At 39.0% G+C, this 17,758-nt stretch carries 20 protein-coding genes; 9 read left to right on the forward strand and 11 right to left on the reverse strand.

Translation table 11 applies throughout. From position 1 onward, the window contains the following. Window positions 1-173: 173 nt before the first annotated feature. Window positions 174-533: a hypothetical protein gene (locus tag ASE74_RS09295; RefSeq protein ID WP_157255387.1), complete on the forward strand. Its 360-nt coding sequence runs from the start codon at window positions 174-176 to the stop codon at window positions 531-533. A gap of 63 nt (window positions 534-596) precedes the next feature. Here the strand turns inward: ASE74_RS09295 and ASE74_RS25470 are convergent, their stop codons facing one another. From ASE74_RS25470 to ASE74_RS09320, 5 genes are all read right to left on the reverse strand, one after another. Then, window positions 597-956: a LytTR family DNA-binding domain-containing protein gene (locus ASE74_RS25470; protein ID WP_082458720.1), complete on the reverse strand. Its 360-nt coding sequence runs from the start codon at window positions 954-956 to the stop codon at window positions 597-599. After that, window positions 868-1,338 (reverse strand): hypothetical protein, encoded by a 471-nt coding sequence (locus ASE74_RS09305; protein ID WP_055907618.1) that lies wholly within the window; start codon window positions 1,336-1,338, stop codon window positions 868-870. Before ASE74_RS09305 ends, ASE74_RS25470 begins: the two co-directional genes overlap by 89 nt. A 158-nt stretch (window positions 1,339-1,496) precedes the next feature. Beyond that, window positions 1,497-1,820, reverse strand: a complete 324-nt coding sequence (locus ASE74_RS09310; protein WP_055907621.1) for a hypothetical protein — start codon at window positions 1,818-1,820, stop codon at window positions 1,497-1,499. Continuing rightward, entirely contained in the window at window positions 1,817-2,095 is a 279-nt protein-coding gene (locus tag ASE74_RS25095; protein WP_055907624.1) for a hypothetical protein, read from the reverse strand. Before ASE74_RS25095 ends, ASE74_RS09310 begins: the two co-directional genes overlap by 4 nt. A 425-nt stretch (window positions 2,096-2,520) precedes the next feature. Continuing rightward, complete coding sequence (locus ASE74_RS09320) at window positions 2,521-2,898, reverse strand: JAB domain-containing protein (protein ID WP_082458721.1); 378 nt, start codon at window positions 2,896-2,898, stop codon at window positions 2,521-2,523. A 37-nt stretch (window positions 2,899-2,935) separates the two neighbouring features. On the opposite strand from ASE74_RS09320, the gene ASE74_RS09325 reads away from it, so the two are divergent. From ASE74_RS09325 to ASE74_RS09335, 3 genes are all read left to right on the forward strand, one after another. After that, entirely contained in the window at window positions 2,936-3,559 is a 624-nt protein-coding gene (locus tag ASE74_RS09325) for a hypothetical protein (protein WP_082458722.1), read from the forward strand. Window positions 3,560-4,096: 537 nt separating this feature from the next. Then, window positions 4,097-4,849 carry a hypothetical protein gene (locus ASE74_RS09330; protein WP_055907630.1) on the forward strand — a complete coding sequence of 251 codons (753 nt, stop codon included), beginning with the start codon at window positions 4,097-4,099 and terminating at the stop codon, window positions 4,847-4,849. A gap of 636 nt (window positions 4,850-5,485) precedes the next feature. Then, on the forward strand, window positions 5,486-5,962 hold the full coding sequence (locus ASE74_RS09335) for a hypothetical protein (protein WP_157255388.1): 477 nt from the start codon (window positions 5,486-5,488) through the stop codon (window positions 5,960-5,962). A 399-nt stretch (window positions 5,963-6,361) separates the two neighbouring features. Here ASE74_RS09335 and ASE74_RS09340 read toward each other — a convergent pair whose 3' ends face one another. From ASE74_RS09340 to ASE74_RS25100, 3 genes are all read right to left on the reverse strand, one after another. After that, a complete protein-coding gene (locus tag ASE74_RS09340) occupies window positions 6,362-6,949 on the reverse strand; it encodes a hypothetical protein (protein ID WP_055907636.1) in 588 nt (195 codons plus the stop codon). Between the two features lie 1,085 nt (window positions 6,950-8,034). Further along, a complete protein-coding gene (locus tag ASE74_RS24985) occupies window positions 8,035-8,325 on the reverse strand; it encodes a hypothetical protein (protein ID WP_200912287.1) in 291 nt (96 codons plus the stop codon). 319 nt (window positions 8,326-8,644) lie between these two features. Continuing rightward, window positions 8,645-8,797 carry a hypothetical protein gene (locus ASE74_RS25100; protein WP_235526043.1) on the reverse strand — a complete coding sequence of 51 codons (153 nt, stop codon included), beginning with the start codon at window positions 8,795-8,797 and terminating at the stop codon, window positions 8,645-8,647. 257 nt (window positions 8,798-9,054) lie between these two features. Between ASE74_RS25100 and ASE74_RS25475 the strand changes: the two genes are divergently transcribed. Both ASE74_RS25475 and ASE74_RS25105 read left to right on the forward strand, forming a co-directional pair. Continuing rightward, complete coding sequence (locus ASE74_RS25475; RefSeq protein ID WP_055907644.1) at window positions 9,055-9,273, forward strand: NUDIX hydrolase; 219 nt, start codon at window positions 9,055-9,057, stop codon at window positions 9,271-9,273. Between the two features lie 386 nt (window positions 9,274-9,659). Beyond that, a complete protein-coding gene (locus ASE74_RS25105; protein ID WP_235526044.1) occupies window positions 9,660-9,818 on the forward strand; it encodes a hypothetical protein in 159 nt (52 codons plus the stop codon). Between the two features lie 45 nt (window positions 9,819-9,863). Here the strand turns inward: ASE74_RS25105 and ASE74_RS09365 are convergent, their stop codons facing one another. Together ASE74_RS09365 and ASE74_RS24715 are read right to left on the reverse strand one after the other, a co-directional pair. Beyond that, window positions 9,864-10,385 carry a hypothetical protein gene (locus ASE74_RS09365; protein WP_157255389.1) on the reverse strand — a complete coding sequence of 174 codons (522 nt, stop codon included), beginning with the start codon at window positions 10,383-10,385 and terminating at the stop codon, window positions 9,864-9,866. A 665-nt stretch (window positions 10,386-11,050) separates the two neighbouring features. Further along, entirely contained in the window at window positions 11,051-11,194 is a 144-nt protein-coding gene (locus ASE74_RS24715; protein WP_157255390.1) for a hypothetical protein, read from the reverse strand. An 826-nt stretch (window positions 11,195-12,020) separates the two neighbouring features. On the opposite strand from ASE74_RS24715, the gene ASE74_RS09370 reads away from it, so the two are divergent. From ASE74_RS09370 to porV, 3 genes are all read left to right on the forward strand, one after another. Continuing rightward, window positions 12,021-12,494, forward strand: a complete 474-nt coding sequence (locus ASE74_RS09370; protein ID WP_235526046.1) for a DUF6252 family protein — start codon at window positions 12,021-12,023, stop codon at window positions 12,492-12,494. A 187-nt stretch (window positions 12,495-12,681) separates the two neighbouring features. Then, entirely contained in the window at window positions 12,682-15,798 is a 3,117-nt protein-coding gene (locus ASE74_RS09375; RefSeq protein ID WP_162235802.1) for a T9SS type A sorting domain-containing protein, read from the forward strand. Between the two features lie 55 nt (window positions 15,799-15,853). Next, window positions 15,854-16,945 (forward strand): type IX secretion system outer membrane channel protein PorV, encoded by a 1,092-nt coding sequence (gene porV, locus ASE74_RS09380; protein ID WP_157255391.1) that lies wholly within the window; start codon window positions 15,854-15,856, stop codon window positions 16,943-16,945. 350 nt (window positions 16,946-17,295) lie between these two features. On the opposite strand, the gene ASE74_RS25335 is transcribed toward porV, so the two are convergent. Next, window positions 17,296-17,424: a hypothetical protein gene (locus tag ASE74_RS25335; protein WP_255352033.1), complete on the reverse strand. Its 129-nt coding sequence runs from the start codon at window positions 17,422-17,424 to the stop codon at window positions 17,296-17,298. Window positions 17,425-17,758: the final 334 nt, after the last annotated feature.

A 17,758-nucleotide genomic window follows, 5' to 3' on the forward strand; every position in this document is an offset into this window, starting at 1 on the left:
CATATTGCCAATTAAAATTAATAGTTTTTCTAATAGCCTCGCTGCGCTCGGTCTAGAATTCTACTTTTAACTGGTCTGAATTTGGGGAAGTGCACAACGTGGTTATCGAAAAAGGTAAGACCACAGCCTTAAACGATAAGTCCTCGCCGCTTTCGAAGGCTTACATATCCAAGATGTGGGAAGATAAAAAGGGCAACCTTTGGTTCTCGCTGTATAATGAAAAAGGTGCGGCGGCAGGAATGTATATGCTTTCGCCGGAGGGAAAATGGGAACGTTTGTGGAACGACAACCCGGCAATGTTTGCCGGCAACAGCATCAACGATTTCTTTTTGGATGAAGAAAAAAACACTTTATGGCTCAGCCAGAACAACGTCGGGATTATCAGGTACGACATTGGACGCAAAAAGACCGAAATATATACCACTGAAAATTCTAATGTTCCCAGTGTCAATATCGAGCGGATCACAAAGGACAAAGATGGGGCAATCTGGGCGGCAACCTTTGCAGGGATAATCAAAACAGCATTGAAATAAATACAATAATTACATTGTATCCTGTCCAGGTAGAAGGTTAATCGGTTGCTGCCAGACCCTTGGCTAAAGATCAAGTGCCAGCCTGATTTGATTGATGTAGGTCGTGCCGGAAATAATCTTGGTGTGCTCATTGTCATTCATTAAAATAATTAGCCCGTTATTGAAGTACCTGTTGATTTCGAGAATCTTTTCGGTGTTGATAATATATGACCGCTGGACCCTTAAAAAGCTGGAAGGCAGTTTTCCTTCCAGTTCCGACAAGGAGAGTTCTGTTAAGAACTTATCTCCGTTATCAGTATAGATCATCACAACCTTGTTCGGCCAGCAAAATTTTTTATAATAAGAGTTTTGCTTCACTAAAATATTGAAGAAATTCTTTTTCCATTTTTTGATTTTTAAACTTGATAATTGTAGATGTTCCATCAAAACAAATTATTTCAATTTCAGAATTCGGACTTAAGAATTCATTAGGTTTTTTCCAAATATTTTCATTGCAATCTGCAAATGGAAACTCTTCACTTTTTAAGGAAGGAATTTCGCCTATAAATGCGCAAAATACTCCCCAAATAAATTGAATATTACGCGTCTCTACTAATGCTTTAAATTCAGAACCAGAAAACTCTATTTTCTTACTTTCAAAATCGAGCTTATGAACTTCCCCTTTTTGTTCAAAGTCAAATATGAAATAATCTTGATTTGTAAGTAGCCAGTTATAATCACCGATACTTTCAATGATTGGGTAGAGTAACTCTCTCAAATTTGTGTGAAATTTTAGCTTTTCTGTTTTCTCGAGAATGTATGTCATAAAATTTCTGTTAACGGTGCAGGGCTTGCCGAAGTGGGGGGACAGGGTACTTCAGCCCAACCCTCGCAGTAAAGTAAAATTGAAAAACTTAACTTGAGCCTTGTTCGTCCGTCCTATAACGCCAAGCACTGTTACCTGCTATGCTTTTCTACAGGTAATTAAATCTCGATTTTCAAAAAATACCAATCAGATTTTGAAATCCAATCGCATATTACTTGTTTGCTGAAAATTATTGGTTTATCTCTATTCACTTTCCATTTGTCTGCCCAACCTGGAACAATTGCTTCATTTTCTTTGTAAACAGTTCCACTTTTTAGTGATACTGTTCTTCCATGTCCACTTTGAATAGTAGTCGAATAATATTTGTTGTTAGTCAAGCAAATAAACTTTTTTATGTCAAAACCATTGAATTTTTGAAGCCTTTCGATATCTAACAGCACATCATAACAATCTAGATCTTTCGCTCGATTACTTGCTTTCATAAAACATTTAGTTCTATTGCTGCTTTCGTTTCTCCTAAAATGCAAACTATGTCAATACTTTTCTTCTCGTAGTTTGTTTCCATTTCAATTTCAAATCTTTCATTTGGTTCAATGCAATATGTGTTTCCCAGATCAAAAATTAGTTTTGAAAGATGAAGTTGTAAAGATGATTCCTTATTTATTATTTGTTTACTGGAAACAATTCTTTCAAATAAAATTTCCCAAGCTAAATCTATAATTTGTTGTAGTCTCGAATATTGGTCAATTGGTATCAAATGTTTTGTCCTTTAAATTTCATGAGGTATTAAGTAGCATAGCAGCCCACTTTTGTATTTACGCAACTTGGCTTAAACAATTCCTTGCTTAATTCAATTCAGTACAGTTTTCTATTGCGAATTTTGTATTGTTGGTTTTCGTTTTTAATCGTTTATAAGCACTTAACTTGGTTAAGTGAGATAGTGCATGGTTGTTAATTTAGTTTAGCAAGATATTAATTTTACTCGAAAATAGAATATCCAAAAATTTAATTATTTTAAATATTTAAGGGATGGTTTCTGATTTTGGATACTCAATGAATGCGGAGAAATGCTTAAAAGTTAGCCCTCGCAAAAATGACTAGAACTATTGCCCTTACCTTTACGAGGGGCATCTTGCAATAAATTTAAAATTAGCCTGGGTGATTAACCCAAGCTAATAATTTTTACATCATTCCATCATCCGCAAAACTGTAATAACTATCATTAGAAATTATCAGGTGATCCCAAACTACAATCTCTAATAGTTTACCACCTTCTTTTAGTTGATTAGTCAATTTAATATCTGCATGGCTAGGTCTTAAATTACCACTAGGATGGTTATGCGATATTATTATTGATGACGTATTCGCTTTTAAAGCCATTGAAAATATAATTTTAGGATCAAGGATAGTCCCACTTACACCTCCTGTGGAAATATCTACAATCCCTAGAACTCTGTTTTCTCTATTCAACAGAATCATTTTACTCTGTTCTAAGAACTCTATTTTACCTAAGTCCCATTGCTGTATTAATAGGTCATAAGCTTGCTTAGATGAGGTGATTTTAGGTGATTTGTGTTATCTTTTGCATCTATAAACTATGAAACAATATCTATTTACCCTTGCGTTAGTGTTTACATACATTTTAGGAAATGCTCAAACACAACTGAACGACAGTAATATTGCAAAGACAATGCAAAAGCTATCAGATACAACGGTAATTATACAGTATCCCAGTATTTGGTCTCATGCTCCCTTCCTTCTTTTCTTAAGCAAGACAGGAGACACAATAACTGCTTATGAATATAAAAGACCAGAGGTTCGTAAAGTCAATGGTAAAGTGCCATCGGCGATTCGCAGCGTAATGTATTATAAGGACTTAACAGAATATATGAATGAACCAGTATCGATTAACCGTTATTTCGTTGAAAAGGATATTTCGTTAGATACATTGAGAAATCTTTGGAATGATATACTTAGATTGAAACTATGGTATATGAAAGATGATGCTATTGAAGGTTCGGGATGCCCAACGATTAAAGGATCAAACTTAACCATTCATGATGCTGGAGGCATATATATATTATTGATAAGCAAAGCTGAAATTAAGCCGTTAAACTTTTACGCTCCAAATGAGTTTGAGAAGTTTTGTCCAGGACGGAAAGGTAGACAAACCGCTATTAAATTATCTGGTTTAATAGGTAAGGCATTCAGAGAGCATTGATTCCCGATTACAACACGTTGAGTTTAGTTTTTTAATAATGGGAATTTGCTCACCGCCTGCGAACTGAGAAAATGTGTGAGGATCAGCAGTTGCAGAGCAACGGGATCCGATCTATGTTTTAACACAAGCGATTGGCGAGATACTTGTATCAAGTATCGTGACGATCGTGCAGCATTTTCGATTGCGCAGGTGAGCTGAAAAGTGGAAAGCGATTAGATTTATCCAGGATGAAGCGAAGCAAAATCCTAGATAAAGATAGAGAAAGCATTCATGAGGCAACCGATTTGTCAAAATTAAAACCATGACAGTGCAAAGNCGATTAGATTTATCCAGGATGAAGCGAAGCAAAATCCTAGATAAAGATAGAGAAAGCATTCATGAGGCAACCGATTTGTCAAAATTAAAACCATGACAGTGCAAAGCATTGGCGTGTGTTTTACGTGGCATTAGACTTGCCGAATACCGATCTTCCTATCGGTTTAGCACTGTCTTAGCCAATGCACCACTGACTAAAAGTAACCGCAGAAACTTAAAAGAATGCTGATTAAATTTCGTGGAAGGTTTGATTTTTCTTCTCACCCTTATGAAATCGGACATTCCGTTTTCCGGAATAAAAAACTGGAAGATAATTTCTTTATTGATAGGCTATATGAACTTGCCAGTGATGAACATAAAGCCTTTTATAATTTTCACCTAGCGCACTACCTGGTTAGAAATCCTGAAGGGGAGGAAAAGTTCTTTCTTAAGGTGGATAAAACAATGAACAGGAGGATTGGTTTCTATTCGGCAAACAATCCATCTGCGTGGGGGTATAGCTCTATTATTGACAAGTTGTCGACATTGGATACGTTCAGGGAATTTCTTGATACCATTGATCTGTGGAGTGTGAATACTTCCATTGAAAAGATCTTTAGGCAGAAAGATGATGAAATCGAGATGCTTATCGGTAAAGTAAAAGACTTGCAGTCCAAACTGGATGATATTATGAAATATGAGGCAAGTGAAAAAATCGCAATCCATGGTGGGGAGCTTCCTGTTTTTATGGATCTGATGCATCAGGTGAAGGGGCTGGTGCTGCCGAATGGAAATAGGCTTTTGACCACTCAAGGGTTCAGCCCCTGGTATAAGATGATTGCCAAAAACTTTGTTCATGGGGAAAAGCCGATCCCTTTGGCAACTGCACAGAATTATTTTTCATCTCCCGGTTCTTTGAAGTATATTTTTATAGCTGAAAAGGATAGGGGGTTTGACATTGTGCCGGTCAGGCCCGAAGTCCAGAATTCACATTGAGGTAAATTAGGGTTATCAGTGGAAAGCTGTTTATCCATGAAAGAAATTGAATGTGCTTTTTGTATCGGTAAAAAAGGGTAAAGATGCTTTTGGTCCGCTTAATGAAACTGTCGTTAGGATATGGTTTTTCTCGATACGGGCTTTTTTAGTTTAAGTGTTTATTTAACTTTATTAGATTGCCTAACTTGTAAGATCAGATCACCCGGGTAATGATATAGCTGTTTTTGGGAGAGACTTACAGGTCAGCCTGGTAAGATCTATGTATCATCACCTGCGTCCACGGGGACAGGTTTTATAATTGGGGATATGTTTCGGTGAAAGTGGAAACGGATCCTAAAAATTAAATAATATAATGGGGATGTACGGTTTTTTGAAATCCCGAGTGGATAATATGATCTGGAATTGGGGTTTAGTTTTGGCTGTCCCCTGAAGGGCCGGGCAATCCGCTGTATCTTTTGTTCCAAAAGGATGCCGCTCCTTTCCCTGACAGGGGCGGGGGATAATGTTTATAAATTATCCTTTCCTGGGTTTAAAGATAACAAACACCTTGTACGCCAATTTCTTTTTATTTGCTGCTTTTTTTTACCAATTTACACCAAATGACAAATCAATAAATTGTAGTCATTATAAACCTATATGGGATCCCAGAAAATTACGCTCTACCTATGCCTGTTTTTGATGTTGTTAACTTCATGTTCAAACAGCAGTAAAATTATCCATTATCAATATAAAGGGGTAGTTATTACCCGGGTTAACGGTTACCCGAAGGACTATTTTTATTATGGGAAATTTGATAACACGAAAAATCTGCCCAAGGATTACATCCTGTCCAAATTCAGTGGGTTTGACGGATTGATGTCTGCTTTTCTGGTATTTAAAAAGGATAAAACAGTAGAGATTATTCCTGTAGCTGATGACTTCACCAAAATAGGAGACAATGCATCCCTGAAGCTGAACAGTGAAATTGAAAATATTGACTTCATTCACTGGCGGGACAGTACCAGCAATAACCTGGATAGTATAGTAGAGGTTTCAGATGACCTCAAATTAGAAATCGCCCGAAATAAAGACGGCCGTTCAAAAGTAAAAGCAACATACGATAGATCACTATAGTCCGTATTGTATACTGCCATTCCCTTACCCTGCTAAAGGGAAAGCCCCTTTGCATATTCCTTATTCTCATGAACAATTAACCAATGCTCTTCAATTTTTGAGGACTACATATCCGAGAATTCAAGCTTAAGTCCTTGGGCTAGTTAGTTAACATCAAATAACCATACTTCTAAATATCCAGTTTTCAATCAATTCCTTTCTTATAAGGGGGATGGTTCTCGTTTTGGATATGCTGAAAAGTGTACTTGTTGATATTGTTTCTATAAGGTCTGGAGTGAGCTAAACAGTTGTTTACCTTTTAAAACGACAAGCATTACGCACATGTTATGTTAATTGGGTGTTAACATATAACGATACAATAGAGATTGTGCATGTAGTGATAGCCGTCAACTACAACGGTTACCACAACCTCCACCATGGTTTTGAATCCTTTACATTTTGTGCTGTCTCGCTTGTTGCTGGCTGTGTAGCATCATATAGCGAGTCTCGTACCTGCTTAGTAATCAAATCCAATTCAATATGAAATTGCTTGTTGCTATCTTGATAGTGAAAATAGGTTGCATAGAGCTTATTGTCCTTTATATTGGTTAGCTGGACATCATCGAAGCCATTATATTCAAAAAGACAAGTTTCACTACCGTGTATATCAATGAATCTTAAATCATAACCATTTGAATAGTAAGTATTATACTGGTCGTTATCTACCAGAACCGTTTTTACATCCGATATCTCTGTACTATTAACAAGTTGTCGAGTTGTTGTATTAATCAAATAAGCGGCACCGTTAGCTACAATAAAAGCCTTTTCATGTCTATCTAATAATTTAATTATACGCGAATTATCTAGCCAACCATTTTGAAATGAACCTACCCATTCATCTCCAACATCAGTAGTAAATTTAACCCAAGAGCAATCAGACGCAGTATCTCCAAAGTGTTTCTCCTGATACTCGCCTGAAGGTGGTCTATAGATAAATTCTGCAAACATATGAATAGGTATTGTTAGCTAAGATAATAGTTTTAGATGAACTGTGTTATGGCTCACCAAATGCAAACCGAGCAAATGTGTGAGAATCGACAGTTGCAAAGCAACGGGATTCGATCTATGTATTAACACAAGCGTTAGCGCAGCATTTTCGATTACGCAGGTGAGCTGAAAAGTGGAATGCGATTAGATTTATCCAGGATGAAGCGAAGCAAAATCCTAGATAAAGATAGAGAAAGCATTCATGAGGCAACCGATTTGTCAAAATTAAAACCATGACCTTTTGCTAAGAACCACTGGCAGAAAAGTAAAGCATTGCCCCTCATAAAGATGCAGTATAGATCCAACAGCACTGATTAAATGACTAGACCGAGCCTTTCCTCGCTTAAGCCAACCTTTTGAGGAAAGTTTTGGTTAAGGAATGCGTCAAAATTAATCTACCTCTATTTAAGAATATTATGATTGTTCAGCTTGCCTGTATTGATAATCTTTAACAAAATCCAGTAAAATAACCCATTGAATATTAAAAACAAAATTAGTTTCATGAAGTATCCTAAAATTAACGGATAAAGTAAGGATAAAGAATCAAAAGCCATATAATCTCTATGGAAGCTCGTAATTAATACTGTTAACCTTTCTGCCTCAAGTATCCATAATAATAGGATCCCTATAATTAATCTAAAGTATCTTGATTGCCGACACGTTTTGATCCAAAGTATTTGAGTAACTAGAAATAGGAAAAGGAATTGAAACCAGAATGTAAAAGCGTAAGAACCAAACATTTGATTTTCGATAGTAAATGTGTAACTATCCGAACCAAAATATGCTTCAAAGAACCAAACAATAAAGGTCATTGTATATATAATTCCTGCGACCCTTGTTATCCGAGTAACCACAATGTCCACTTCTTTAAACAATTTTCGCTGTAAAAAAAAGAAATAGCACACACTCCAAGATCCAAAGCCAAATAACTGGATAATTGAGAGCCTATGAATAATCGTTAATAGCATGATTATATTCTTTATATATATTCATTTAGACTTCAATTATAACAAAAAAGAGCCAAACCGGACCGCTCTTGACTATTGCTACCAAATCTTCCACCAAGGTTTAGGCTCCTTTCGGGACGAAGTTGCCGATTCGCTATAATCTTTCAATATTTCAAGTTTTCCGCCACGTAAAGGAAAGAATATATCGCCATTATCACTACTGACATCAAAGAATCCAACTTCGTGCTTCTCTGCAAGTTCTAATGCTGCATCATATGCTTTTTCAGCAACAGTCCAACTAAATCCTATATAGATCACATCGTTCCCAACAGAATAATCAGTTAGAAAATCGTTTTCTTCATCATCTTCACTTGCATAGGGGCCATTCATTGCAGGAAATGTTTTGATAATTCCTATAAACCAATCCCTTAGTTTTGGCGAGGTGTTAGTCGGATCGTCATAACCATGCGGTTCAGATCACTCGGTTTGATTTTTGTACCAATCCATAAAAGCTGATCTAGAGGTAGGTGCAGCCTCTTTCCTGAATACCATTAAGTCGTAACTCATTTGAGATAATTTAGAATTCAAGTATAATAAAAAAGAGCCAAATAGTTATCCTCATAAAATAATAGCATCCACCACCATTTAAAGACTAAACCCTCCCTTTCTCGCTGTAAGCCACTAAATGAGGGAGGGAATTAGGATGCTGTTAATTACTACGAAGCTCTACAAAATTCAGATAACCAATGTGACCAAGTTCTGGATGATCAACACCAATCCTGGACTCAGTATTATTAGTTACAATTTTTAAATATTTGCCTTCAACATTGCTCTTGATGTTAACGAATATCTGCTTTCGCATTAGCAGCTCTTTATAGCAAGTGTAAATGTGATAAGCTATTTTTCCTAAATCATCGTCCTCATAGTCTAGCTTAAGACCATCCAAATTTCTAGTAACTACCGACCATTTGTTTTTGGAATTCACTGATTCAGATTTGGGAAAAGCCAGAAGTTCATAGCCGTAATCGTTTTCAAAATGACTTGCTGATTTAAGCTTTCGATTTTGAAAGATAATTTAGCCTAAAATAACGATTACGCGAATGATGAGCATATATAATAATGGTGTCGTCATATCAACTTATCCTTTGTGCCCATTTATTTATCAGGAGGTACGCTTATAAACAGACTGACGGATATCTGTTTGAGGCCTGTGCGGGACTTATCGAGCCAGGGGATTCTCCGGGGCAGGCGGTAATCCGGGAAGCCGGGAAGAAACGGGGTATAAAATTTCTGATTCTGTTCAAATCGGCGCAGTGTATACCTCTGCTGGTGGCTTGACAGAATATCTGCACTTGTTTACCGCTGAGGTGTCCGATGAGGATCAGACACCTCAGCGGTGGTGCGGATGGAGAAGGTGAGGATATTGAACTGGTACAGCTGGGCTTTGAAGAGGCAAGGAAAAAGCTGTCGGATGGGCAAGTACATGATGCCAAGAGCATGTTGCTCCTGCAGCATTTCTTCCTTCGCCTATAGTTCATACAGCAGCAAGGTGTTGCTACGCTCACCAGAGAACAAATTTCCTGTTTTTACGTCCGGTAAAATGAGACTTTTCGCCGCCTGTAAAAGAAAGATGTACTTGGAGGTTTGCGAACCGTTCGGCTTGCCAAACCAAATTCACTTTTTGGCTGTTATAGTGATAACATTTAACTAAAAATTGAAAGACTATGCCTAGAGGAAGTAAAGTGGAAAGGAATTCGGTATCGAATCAGCCACATGAAATCAAGTACGAAGCTGATAAAATGGATGTTAAATCATCTGATATCAAGGACGCCAAAAAGAGCAGCTCGAATCAGCGGAAGGACATTGAAAAAAAAGTAAAATAAGCTAAGCCCCGTAAGGGGCTTTTATTGTCTTGGCCCGCAGTCCCATTATTTACTCACCAATGTACTGTTTTTAAAAACCCTGGCCCATTTTTCTATGAAGAGCACGCCCAGTGCGGGTTGCTTCACGGCTACGAAATTGGAGTATAAAGCACTCTTACCCTGAATGATGTAATAGAGTTGCGATTCCGGGATTGCACTATTGTTGAATTTTGGCGACTCGATGCGGAACAATATCCAAGGTGAGCCCGATTTGGTCCCCGTTTCAATCATTTTAAGCTTCGCCTGGGGGGCGTTTTTTAGGGTTTGTGTGTAGGTCGCATTCATCGCCTGTTTTACCGGAACGGATGTAGAACCCATCAAGGAGAGCATTGTGCCTATGATGGTCCAGTTTTTAAAAGACTCATTTCCAACCAACAGTTCCACCATACGCGTATTTCCACTTTTCTGGTCGGAAGCTATTTTCCATTTGTACTCACCCGGCCATGCTATTTGTAATTTTTCCTGCGCCCGGACATCGTTAGTAATACCAGCTAAAATTAAACATAAAATAATGAATTGCTTTATCATAGTTACGTGTGTTTTAATTAACAACGTTTTTATTGTCATTTAGTGTTAATTAATTCACTATGATCAATTTGTTATTGGCTTTGTGGATCAGAAATCTTTATGCTGTTCCTAAAATAACTGTTATCTGATAGTTTATGATGCTGTGTGTTGCTATGAGTTTTGAACTGATAACTTTAAGCATCTGACTGTGGAAAATACAGTCAGATGTTTTATTTGGAGAGTCATCTGCGTTTTTAAGATCTGAAATCGGATGCCTTCCAGAAACGGTCTCCACCGTACGCCATGGCTAATCTATAGCTTAGATGAACCTTGCGGTTTATTCCGTATCTCTGAAGGTAACTGTATTGCTGGCTTTCAGTGCGCTGATTCCCCTTGAGTTATAAGAAATGGTGTATTTTTTTTCCGGCTTGCAGCTCATACGCTTTTAAAAGGTCAACCTCCAAAGAAAGTTTATCTTTTGGTTTAACTACAATATAGCTGTCTGCGGGGGGGCATGATCCTTTTGGCCATGGGGCCTTTATAGGGAGCGTTGTTTTCGTTTTCGTCTTTGACATCAAGGTATTTGCTAATCAGGGGTTAAAAAGGAGTATGCAATTTGCAAAAGGATTTTTCGGTTGGCCCAATGTTCTGGATGGTAAAGTTTAAGGTAGCCTTTTCGCCTGCCTTTATAATATCTTTAATGCCAAGACCAGGTAAAGTGAATCTCCCTGGTTTTTTGAGGGATGGTTGGTGGATGGATTCTGCACCTTTGGACTGGAGCCCGAAAATACAATCAATAGTGCGGGAATAATAAATTTAAGTTTTAGCATGTATCATATGTTTTTAATCATCAATGGTGGACCGTATGCAAATGCTACAGACGATTTTTAACTGGAAGACGGTCAGTAGGATAAATTCTTTTCTCATTGCAGGGCATCGTGCAAATGCGTATTTTCTTTCAATTTTTGCTATTGGATTAATTCAGTCTTTTTGACAAAGCTCTTATCGTGATAATCAGTTTCAGATCCATTCTCTAATTGGTCTTTAAATAACTGGTGAAGATTTGTTTGTATCATTAAAATGGGGTGTTGTCCGATTGATTTTAAGAAATGGCTTGGATTGTTTTTGGCTGTCCCCGTTGGGCCGGGCCATTTGCTGTATCTTTTGTTCCAAAATGATGCCGCGTGTGTCCGAGTCAGGGAGAAATATTTAAGATATAATACTGCTACGGATTGACAGGGGCCTTAAATTCTTCCTAAATAATCTTTCCTAACAAGTGCTGATAGTTATATGATAGGTAATTAGCAAAAAAAACATTTAAAGTACTTTGAACTACCAAGTCAATGCAATTATCCGTATTCTTTAGTAATGGTACTGTGTAGATGCCCTGGTGCCGAATTTTTTAAATAAATTTCTTTAACTGCTACTTAGCAAAACAACTGTTTAGGAGAGTCATTTATATGAATAATTATAATTTCTATTAAGGGCGACGAAGGTTTATCTCCTACATGCCGAAAATAAATATTTAACAATAACTTAATATTTAAAATGATGTTATACGTAATTTTTAAATAATTTTGTTATAGAAATCTATAACGCATGAAACTCAGCAATCTCTCATTTATTCTTTGTGTCTGCTTTTTATCCTTGGCTGGTATGAAATGTAAGAAAGACATTACCATGACTCCTGATAAGGAAGAACTTCCGGCTATGACACAATCTGGATCAAATACTTTCGGTTTTTTACTCAACGGCGAAGTATGGCTGCCAAAAACGCCATTGTTGAAGGAAAGACTGGATTTGAGCTATGACCCAAATTATAAGGGTGGTTCTTTTGGCATCATCGCAAACCGCTATTTATCATCTGTAAATCAGATGGAGTTAAGCATTGGGTTGACAGGCGTTAATAAGCCGGGAAAATATACTTTTAATAATAACGGGGTAATTTATGCCGACTCGAACTCAAAATGTTATTATTATGAGGACAGGATCGTGTCGGGATCATTGAGCATCACCAAGATAGATCTGGCCAACAATTTTATTTCCGGCACTTTCGAATTCAAACTAGAGAAACAGGGTTGTCAGATCATCAATGCCACTGACGGGAGATTTGATTTAAAGATCCAATAAACAGTTTATCTAAGAGAGTTAATTTTTATCGTTCTGTTATCTCAACAGAAAAGATGAACTCCTGTCCAATAAAAACACTTGATGCTTAGTACAATTTTTGGGAATCCAGCCCAAGACCGGATTCGTTGTGTCCAATTCTCAAGGTTATTATAACCTATTAATGCAGCAATATAAAAACTCACCATCTATGAAAAAAAAACTCTCTCTCTTTATCCTACTTTTATCTATAGGATTTATCACCCGTGCCCAGGATACAACAAGCCTGGAAGGCAAAATGAAATTTATGTTTGCGCAGCTCAGCAGAGCTGATATTTCCAGTGGCTTTTTAGAGGAAAGGAGCTTTCCGCTTACATCTTTAAGACCCTTCAACGGTACGCTTACCGATAGTAACAAAGTAAACATTAGTACATTAAGGGCAGGCTATTTCACGCTTTACAGTGGGAATATGTTACCCAGCAACCCATTGCTACCGATTGATAGCATCAACAATAGGATAGGGCATCACCTGCCAATTCAGAACACTTCGCCAATAGTGATCACTTTTGGTAAATTCAATTCCTTTAAGCCGGATGCATTGAGTAGTAACCTTGTAACTATCGATGGAGCCGATGTACTTCATGATGTCCTGAATAGATCAGCAAACCCTTATTTGCTGCGTTCATTATTTCTGGCTAGCCCCGTAAACGAGGACTTTGCATCAGGAAATTTTTCTCTGGTTTTTAAACCCGAGCTTTTCTTTACCAATAGCGGACTGACAGCGAGTACTTTGTATATCGATTTTGATGACGGTCAAGGTTACCACGCGACTGTCTGGAATTCACCTATATCCCCTTCATATAATACAGCAGGGGCAAAAAATATAAAGATTAAGGTAGTCTTCAGTGATAACAGCAGCTATGAATGTTATTCTCCTATAACTGTAAAGGAGGTCACAAGCTACGAGCGTTTTAACCCTGATTCATATAGTACTTTCGAAACATTTTATGCTACCGCCAATCATAGTGGGGGAAGGACTTTTGTCCGTTACAGCAGCCAGAACAGCACCGGCCATTTAAGGAAACCTTTGATTGTAGCTGAGGGCTTTGATCCGTCCGCTACGGCGCCGACACTTGGAGGGGCTAATTATACCCATACTGATTTTGTAAAAGCACTAACCCGGGTATCTGACCTGGGCTACGATTTTAATTATCAGTTGGACGATGTTGCCGGATATGACCTCGTGTTCATTGATTACAATAATGGAACCGATGATATAGTTAGGAATGCGAACCTGTTCAAAAGCGTACTGTCATGGGTAAATGCAGATAAGGCATTGGGCGGTAGTACCCAGCAGAATGTGGTTATGGGGGTCAGTATGGGTGGGCTTGTTGCCCGCTACGCGCTTGCTGATCTTACTAAAAACAATGTGCCAACGCAGACCCGCTTACTCATCACGCATGACAGCCCGCATCAGGGTGCAAACGTTCCGGTCGGCTTACAGGAAGTCGCACTGAATATCGGCCGTGCCAACTTAGCGGGCTTCAGCGTGGAATCGATTTTGCCACAGTATGCTGAAATTGCAAGAATCATGGCAAGCCCTGCGACTAAACAGTTACTAACTTACAGGGTAGAAACCCATGTTAACACCCTGATTCCCGGTTACGATTTTCTAAGTTATTTTTATACCACTATTGAATCTAATACCTGGTTGAACAGTGTATATAGGCCAATGATTACATTTTCAGCGTCAGATCCGCAACCTACTTACCGTTTTATAGCGACCAGCCAAGGCTCAGAATGTGCCGTTCCGGTTGCTACACCGGGTTCGACACTCCTAAATGTACAGGGTAATGCAGTAGCGGCTCTGTTTCCTTTTTTGGCAAGTGCTAAGGCCAATGCTACCATAGAAGCCAATGCGCTGCCAAATATGTGGAGCAATGGACAGGTTTCAAAGATCGACATGTCTTTCAAGGTCTATCTTTTTGGTTTTCTTAGGGTTAAGAAAGATGTTTTTAAATCTATTAAGACAATCAATAATTCGAGTTTTCTTCCAATTGACGGTGCTCCTGGCGGTACATCTCCGATCGGCAGCCTGAGCGTGGGTGGTTCTATTTCGGGGGTACAGTCATTGGACTTTCTCTTTTTTAAGCTTTTTTATGCAGCAGGGGGAAGCGGCACACTGAATAATTTTACTTTTGTGCCTACCGTAAGTGCGCTGGATATCCAGAATACCAATCTGGAAACTTTGTCAAAACCGTATGTGGGCGGAGTAAGTCCGGCCGATCATCCTTCAACAGCTGCAAACTTTATTGCACAGGGTGCTGTGCAGGCTAGCAGTAACGAGCGTCATACCCAGTTTACCGCACGTACTTCTCAATGGTTATATAACGAGATGGAAAACGTTGCCGGCAATAACCTTAACTGTTCGGGCACCTGTTTTCCAGCTTACGGGTTAACACTTACCGGTCCGGCAGTAATGTGTGATGAGGCCACTTACACCGTAAATAACCTACAGGCCGGTCAAACATTAGTATGGAGTGTCGAGGGACCCGGGGTTATCAGTTCGAGCTCTGGCAGCCAGGCTACCGTTACCAGGTCTGACTATGGGCTGGGAAAGGTTAAGGCAAGTGTTGTTTCGAACTGTGGCGGTGTACCTTTGGAGATTTCTGTCCGAATGGGCGTTCCTTATGCTGTACATGTTTCGGAGATTTATTCGGAGGAAGGTTGTGGAGGAGTGAACAGTGAGGGGACAGTTCTGTTTTCTACCAGTTCACGTCCATATGTTGAATACGCGAATATTTTCAAGTACGATATCGGGCAGACACCGGCTTTTCCGGTTGAGGTAAATTACTATCTGCTTAATGCGGATGGAATTTTTTACCAAAAAAGTTTTATGACATCTCAACAGACCGGTACGGTTATCCTCCCAAGGATGTTGATGCCCGTAGGATTTTATAACCTTGAAATGTGGCTGACGGGGACCGAATGTTCCGAACCGATGTGGGAGGAAGGGTTTATCGTTGTCAGTTGTGATTATAATTCTCGCGTAGCGGTGTATCCCAATCCTACAAGTAATGAGATTAGGATCGGCTTTCAAAGCGCTGATCAGGCTGCGAGCTCTTCCAAGGTAAGTCCTGACAAGGTTGGGCAGGATTTTAGTGCCAAACTTTATAATGGAAAAGGAATTTTGCTCAGGGAAGGTAAGACCGATCAGTTTAGCAAGGAAGTTTCGTTACAGGTGTCTGATCTTCCAAATGGTACCTACTTTGTCCATATCTTGGAAGGAACCCAGAAAACTATGAAACAGGTAATCATACAGCATTAATTTTTCATTAATAGGGGAGGATTCTGTTTTTTCTCCCCTTCTAATCGCGCTCATCATGAATAGACCATGGCTTTTCCCAGTCCTTATTTGTTGCCTTTTTGCACGTACTGCCCATTCGCAGTTGGTTGAACAGGCTCTTAAGCCTTCAAATCAGCTGGCTGTTCCATTTTTATTGCTTTCAACCGATGCCGTTTCATCGGGTATGGGGGAAGCGGGTAATGCGCTGCTGTCCGATAATAGCACGGCTGAGCCGAATACAGCCATGGCAAACTTTTTAGAGCGGAGATTTGGGGTAAGCATAACTTATACTCCATGGTTAAGAGAATTGGTCCGCGACAGGAAATTAATGTTCGCAGGCGGATTTTACAGGTTTGAATCACAAATGACAATGACTGCATCGCTAAATTACCTTTCTTATGGACAGATAGATCTGATTGATATCAATAATGTCAATATGGGCTCTATCCAACCGACGGAATATGTAGGAAGTGTGGGGATTTCAAAGGGCTTTGGTTCAAAATTTTCGTTGGGTATGAAACTCAAGCTTATCCATTCCAATCTCTATACCGGTGCTGATGCGGCGGTTTCAAGGCAGGCAGGAACTGCATACTGCGTTAATGTATCTGCCTTTCAACGCTTTCCCCTCAATTCCTTTCACAACTCCGAAATTGCTGTTTCTGTAAATATTGAAAATATTGGCCCCAAAATATCTTACTACAACCGGGCAGACCAAAGGTCATTTTTGCCCAGTAATCTAAAAATTGGCACTGCCTTTAAAACACGGACAACGGCTGAAGGTGAGATTGGGATCGCACTGGATTTTAATAAACTGCTGGTGCCCGAAAAGCCATTGAATGCGGATGCTAGTGTCATGCAGAGCATTGTTTCCTCATTCTCGCCGGGTGGTGGTTTAGGTATAGGTGATATTGGAGCGTCGATTGGAGCTCAGTTTTGTTACAGGAAAACCTTATCTTTTAGATTAGGTTATAATCTTCAAGGTGATGAGCGATCACCTGGCAGCTTTTTCTCTGCAGGGATGGGATTGAAAAGAAAGAAAATTGGTTTAAATCTGGCTTACCTTTCCGGGAATCCACAACGCACGTTTCTAAGCAACACAATGAGATTTACCCTTGATTATTCGATGTAGGCAGGGCTTTTCGAACAGGTGCTATTGCTTATCACATTTTAGCCAATTAAGATATAGGTTATCATCACCTGCGTGTGCGGAGACAGGTTTATGATAAGGGATATGTTCCGGTGAGATACTGGCTGCAATAAAACTCCCGTAGTGATTATTGAGATTTACATTTCAAAGGCTATATCATACAGTAATCCATTCGGCTTACCGTTACTTTCAAGCGATCCGAAAGCCTAAGCGATCGCTTTTGAAAATGAAGTGCTTATTTCCTGTGCCTGCGATTTTCCAAAAAATGAGGCAAGCGAAAAAAGGGAAATTAGTATTCCCCTCAGAGCGTTTTTATTATAGGTTAGAAATTTTTATAAGTCATCATCAAATCTTCCTTCTCTGATCTCCACTTTTTCTCCTCTGTTACTTACTGCGTCGAACGAAAACGTTCCGGAGCAAATTTTCTCAATAAAATAGGTTAAGCGCAGGTTTCCTTTCACCTGGCCGTTTTTATGATAATCAGTAGCGTAAGACTTTTGAGGGCCTCTATAATTATAATGCCCATAGGGATTGTCTTCCAGAGGTTAGCCACTAGCTAAGGTGTAGTTTTCTCCCTGTTTTAGTTCTGCTGCATTAATGAACAAACGAATACAGGCAGAACCCTTTAATCCATTTCTTTTCAACACTGAAAGTAAGGGATTTTTTATTATTTACCATTCCATATGAGAAATTTAAAGGTTCCCTAACCACTGACGCCTGCAGTTTTGGTAAAAATACCTGTCCGTTAAAAATGCATTCGAAAGCATTGGCGACTATTGTGGTTAGCGGTGGCAA

This window comes from Pedobacter sp. Leaf216 (genome assembly GCF_001421515.1).
Taxonomy (GTDB): domain Bacteria; phylum Bacteroidota; class Bacteroidia; order Sphingobacteriales; family Sphingobacteriaceae; genus Pedobacter.

Coding starts and splice junctions, on each gene's coding strand:
- ASE74_RS09295 (WP_157255387.1), top strand. CDS start 174: ATGTGGGAAGATAAAAAGGGCAACCTTTGGTTCTCGCTGTATAATGAA.
- ASE74_RS25470 (WP_082458720.1), bottom strand. CDS start 956: ATGGAACATCTACAATTATCAAGTTTAAAAATCAAAAAATGGAAAAAG.
- ASE74_RS09305 (WP_055907618.1), bottom strand. CDS start 1,338: ATGACATACATTCTCGAGAAAACAGAAAAGCTAAAATTTCACACAAAT.
- ASE74_RS09310 (WP_055907621.1), bottom strand. CDS start 1,820: ATGAAAGCAAGTAATCGAGCGAAAGATCTAGATTGTTATGATGTGCTG.
- ASE74_RS09325 (WP_082458722.1), top strand. CDS start 2,936: ATGAAACAATATCTATTTACCCTTGCGTTAGTGTTTACATACATTTTA.
- ASE74_RS09330 (WP_055907630.1), top strand. CDS start 4,097: ATGCTGATTAAATTTCGTGGAAGGTTTGATTTTTCTTCTCACCCTTAT.
- ASE74_RS09335 (WP_157255388.1), top strand. CDS start 5,486: ATGGGATCCCAGAAAATTACGCTCTACCTATGCCTGTTTTTGATGTTG.
- ASE74_RS09340 (WP_055907636.1), bottom strand. CDS start 6,949: ATGTTTGCAGAATTTATCTATAGACCACCTTCAGGCGAGTATCAGGAG.
- ASE74_RS24985 (WP_200912287.1), bottom strand. CDS start 8,325: ATGAATGGCCCCTATGCAAGTGAAGATGATGAAGAAAACGATTTTCTA.
- ASE74_RS25100 (WP_235526043.1), bottom strand. CDS start 8,797: ATGCGAAAGCAGATATTCGTTAACATCAAGAGCAATGTTGAAGGCAAA.
- ASE74_RS25475 (WP_055907644.1), top strand. CDS start 9,055: ATGGTGTCGTCATATCAACTTATCCTTTGTGCCCATTTATTTATCAGG.
- ASE74_RS25105 (WP_235526044.1), top strand. CDS start 9,660: ATGCCTAGAGGAAGTAAAGTGGAAAGGAATTCGGTATCGAATCAGCCA.
- ASE74_RS09365 (WP_157255389.1), bottom strand. CDS start 10,385: ATGATAAAGCAATTCATTATTTTATGTTTAATTTTAGCTGGTATTACT.
- ASE74_RS24715 (WP_157255390.1), bottom strand. CDS start 11,194: ATGCTAAAACTTAAATTTATTATTCCCGCACTATTGATTGTATTTTCG.
- ASE74_RS09370 (WP_235526046.1), top strand. CDS start 12,021: ATGAAATGTAAGAAAGACATTACCATGACTCCTGATAAGGAAGAACTT.
- ASE74_RS09375 (WP_162235802.1), top strand. CDS start 12,682: ATGAAAAAAAAACTCTCTCTCTTTATCCTACTTTTATCTATAGGATTT.
- porV (WP_157255391.1), top strand. CDS start 15,854: ATGAATAGACCATGGCTTTTCCCAGTCCTTATTTGTTGCCTTTTTGCA.